The 3312-nt window shown below is 72.0% G+C and carries 5 protein-coding genes; 2 read left to right on the top strand and 3 right to left on the bottom strand.

The window, feature by feature from the left end; genetic code table 11:
• The coding region (locus tag ACM2XV_RS13565; RefSeq protein ID WP_487027310.1) for a LysR substrate-binding domain-containing protein at positions 1-671 on the top strand (671 nt) is incomplete at its 5' end.
• On the opposite strand, the gene ACM2XV_RS13570 is transcribed toward ACM2XV_RS13565, so the two are convergent.
• The 3 genes from ACM2XV_RS13570 to rpsO form a co-directional block, all read right to left on the bottom strand.
• Positions 653-1150: a VanZ family protein gene (locus ACM2XV_RS13570; protein ID WP_344773077.1), complete on the bottom strand. Its 498-nt coding sequence runs from the start codon at positions 1148-1150 to the stop codon at positions 653-655. The two genes, ACM2XV_RS13565 and ACM2XV_RS13570, sit on opposite strands and share 19 nt — an antisense overlap.
• Positions 1150-1758 carry a hypothetical protein gene (locus ACM2XV_RS13575; RefSeq protein ID WP_344773079.1) on the bottom strand — a complete coding sequence of 203 codons (609 nt, stop codon included), beginning with the start codon at positions 1756-1758 and terminating at the stop codon, positions 1150-1152. Before ACM2XV_RS13575 ends, ACM2XV_RS13570 begins: the two co-directional genes overlap by 1 nt.
• A 137-nt stretch (positions 1759-1895) precedes the next feature.
• The gene (gene rpsO / locus ACM2XV_RS13580) at positions 1896-2165 is read right to left on the bottom strand and encodes a 30S ribosomal protein S15 (protein ID WP_344773081.1); all 270 of its coding nucleotides are present in this window, start codon (positions 2163-2165) and stop codon (positions 1896-1898) included.
• 162 nt (positions 2166-2327) lie between these two features.
• On the opposite strand from rpsO, the gene ACM2XV_RS13585 reads away from it, so the two are divergent.
• A partial coding sequence (locus tag ACM2XV_RS13585; protein ID WP_487027311.1) for an acyltransferase family protein occupies positions 2328-3312 on the top strand: 985 nt, incomplete at its 3' end.

Raw genomic sequence — 3312 nt, forward strand, 5'->3', positions numbered from 1 at the left:
TCCGGAGCGCAGCGGCCCCGGGTGCAGCAGGGCTTCGCGGCCGCGTGCGCCTCGGAATGTTCTCGAGCCTGGAGTTCTTCGACCTCCCCGGCCTGCTCGGGCGCTTCCACCGCGAGAATCCGCTCGTCAACCTGCGGCTGACGGTCTCGCCCACGGGCTCGACCGGCCTTCTCGACGATGTGCGCCGCGGGCGCCTCGATCTCGCCCTCGTCGGCATGCCGCCCAGCGAGCTGCAGGGCCTCGATGCCGTCCGGCTCGGCGAGACCGGCTTCGTCGCGGTGCTGCCGACGGCGCATCCGCTCGCCGACCGCCGCACGATCACGCTCGAAGCGCTCGCCGACGAGCGCTTCGTGGACACGCCGCCCGGCTTCGGCAACCGCGTCGTGGTCGACCGCGCGTTCGACGCCCTCGGCCGCCCACGGGCCGTGATCGCGGACGTGCCCGAGCTGCCGGCCGTGCCGCGCTACGTGGCGGAAGGGCTCGGGATCGCCGTCGTGCCGACCCTGACTCCCGTCGCCGTGCCCGGCGTCGTGGCGGTGCCGCTGCGCGGCGGCCCGACCTGGACGCTGTCCGTCATCGCCGCGCCCCGGCGGGGCGACGCCGCCGACGCTCTGCTCGCGCTGCTGACGACCCGGCGCGGCACCGTGACCCCTCAGACCACGTTGCGATAGCGCGACAGTTCTGCCTCGAGCTCGCGGATGCGGTGCCGATCGCGCTCGCGCCGATAGGCGGGGATCGTCACGATCAGAGCGACGACGACGCCGAGCACGCCGCCGATGCTGTTGGAGGCGAGATCGCGGACGTCGGACACGCGGCCCGGGATGTAGCGCTGCGCCGTCTCGATCGCGCCGGTCATCGCGACGCACAGCAGAACAGCCGCCCACCAGAAGCGGCGCCCGAGTAGCAGCACGAGGAACAGGCCGATCGGCGCGAACATGGCGACGTTCGCCGCGAACTCGACATGGTTGTAGGTGATCGCGTCTGCCACAGAGGGCCAGTGCTGGCGGGTGATCGTGCGCGCGGCCCGGATCGCGAGCACCACCCACTGCTGCCGCTGATTGTCGAGCGGCTGCGGCCCCAGCGTGACCCAGGCGACGACCGCGAGGTAGACGATCGTCAGCGGCGCGAGAATCGGGTGGCGGCGGAACATCAGGCGGCGACCCCCTGGCGGCCGGCGCGCAGCCCTTCGAGGCGCACATCGAGCGCGAACGAGCGCTCGGCGCCCGACACCACCGCGGGCACGACGGCGTAGCGCCCATGGGCGCCCAGCTCGTCGAGCTCGCTCTGCCACGCGACCTGGGCCTGGTCGCCCAGCCGGCCGACATGATGGAACCCGTCGTCGGAGAGCAGATAGACGGCGACGTCGCAGCGCAGATTCCACCAATTGCCGGCGCCCGGCACGAGCAGGGCGCGCAACTCGCCCGACGTGCGCGCGATCGCGGCGCCGATGCCGATCTGATGCCGGCGCACGTCGGCGACCGTGATCGGATGCCCCATGGCGGGCACCTCGACGAGGTCGAGCCCCTCGAGCGTGGCCAGGTGCCCCTCTGCCGTGAAGTTCGGCCCGCGCCGACGCGCCGAGACGACGACGCCGACCACGAGCGCTGCCGCGAACAGCACGGTGACGACGATGCCGGCGACGTAGGCGGCATCCGCGCCCATGTCGTGCAGCGAGCCGGTGACGAGCATGAGCAGCAGCAGGGCGACCCACGGCAGCGGCGCCCAGCGCAGGAAGGGCTTACGACGGGGCCGAGGCATCCTGCCAGGTTAGCGGCGCACGGCTGGGCGAGCGCCGCACGGCACGTGTGAGACCGGTGGCCGAGAGGAACGAGAAAGGCCGCCGCCCCAGAAGGGGCGGCGGCCTTTCGAAGCCATGAGAGGCGGTCGGTCGATGCTTATCGACGCAGACCCAGCCGCTCGATCAGCGCGCGGTAGCGCGCGATGTCGATCTCCTGCAGGTAGCTGAGGAGACGGCGGCGGTGACCGACGAGGATCAGCAGACCACGACGCGAGTGGTGGTCGTGCTTGTGCTCCTTGAGGTGCTCGGTCAGGTCCTTGATCCGCTTGGTGAGGATCGCGACCTGGACCTCAGGGGATCCGGTGTCACCGGGGTGGGTAGCGTACTCGTCGATGATCGCCTTCTTGGCCTCTGCATCAAGCGCCATGGATGGGATCCCCTTTCTCTCGCTGCGCGGTGCCCGGGGCGGGATGCCTGAGCTCTCTTTTTCCGCGGCCGTTGGACGGCAACCTTCACAGTCTAACAGAGTGCATGACCGCCTCTCGATGCGGCCGGCGGGTTCACGTTCGAGTCACCTCGCGTTGGCATGATGCCCGCCGTGCAGGCGATGCGGTGGGACATCCAGGGGCTTCGGGCCGTGGCGGTCACGGCTGTCGTCCTCGATCACGCGGCGATGCCCGGCGTCGGCGGCGGCTACGTCGGGGTGGACGTGTTCTTCGTCGTCTCGGGCTTCCTCATCACCGGCCAGCTGGTCCGTCGTCTCGACGAGACGGGTCGCGTCGGCTTCGCCGACTTCTACGCGCGCCGTGCCCGCCGCATCCTGCCCGCGTCGCTCGCCGTCCTCGCCCTCACGGCGCTCGGCGTCTTCCTGTTCGTGCCGCCCACCCTGCGCGCGCAGGCGATGGCGGATGCCGCCGCCGTGGCGCTCTATGCACCGAACTACGTCTTCGCCGCGCGCGGAACCGACTACCTCGCGAACACGACGCCCTCGGTGTTCCAGCACTACTGGTCGCTGGGTGTCGAGGAGCAGTTCTACCTGATCTGGCCGGCCCTGCTCGCCGCAGGCTGGCTTCTGCTGCGCCGCCGGCGGGGCGCGGTCGCCGGCGCGCTCGGCCTGTTCGCCGCGCTCTCGTTCGCCGCCGGGCTCGTGCTCACGCAGACGGATCAGCCCTGGGCGTTCTTCGCGCCCTGGCCGCGCGCGTGGGAGCTGGCCACGGGCGGCGTGCTGGCGCTCGCCGCTCCGGCGGTGAGGAGGGTGCTGCGACCGCGGGTCGCGACGCCGCTCGGCTGGGCAGGGCTCGGCGGGATCGTGTCGGCCTGCGCGCGGTATGGCGCCGACACGGCCTTCCCCGGCTCTGCGGCGCTGCTGCCCGTGCTCGCCACCGCCGCCGTGATCGCGGCGGGAGAGGTGCCGGCGCACGGCGGCGTCGGCTCGCTGCTGTCGCTGCGGCCCGTCGTGTTCGTCGGCACGATCTCGTACTCGCTGTATCTCGTGCACTGGCCGCTCGAACAGCTGCCGCAGGCCGCCGTCGGGTACGAGCGGCCGCTGCCGCTCGCCGTGACGCTCGCGCTCG

This window comes from Gryllotalpicola sp. CP2-P1 (assembly GCF_057512245.1).

Excerpts from the sequence above, each read along its gene's own strand:
- ACM2XV_RS13570 (WP_344773077.1), bottom strand. The coding sequence starts at position 1,150 with ATGTTCCGCCGCCACCCGATTCTCGCGCCGCTGACGATCGTCTACCTC.
- ACM2XV_RS13575 (WP_344773079.1), bottom strand. The coding sequence starts at position 1,758 with ATGCCTCGGCCCCGTCGTAAGCCCTTCCTGCGCTGGGCGCCGCTGCCG.
- rpsO (WP_344773081.1), bottom strand. The coding sequence starts at position 2,165 with ATGGCGCTTGATGCAGAGGCCAAGAAGGCGATCATCGACGAGTACGCT.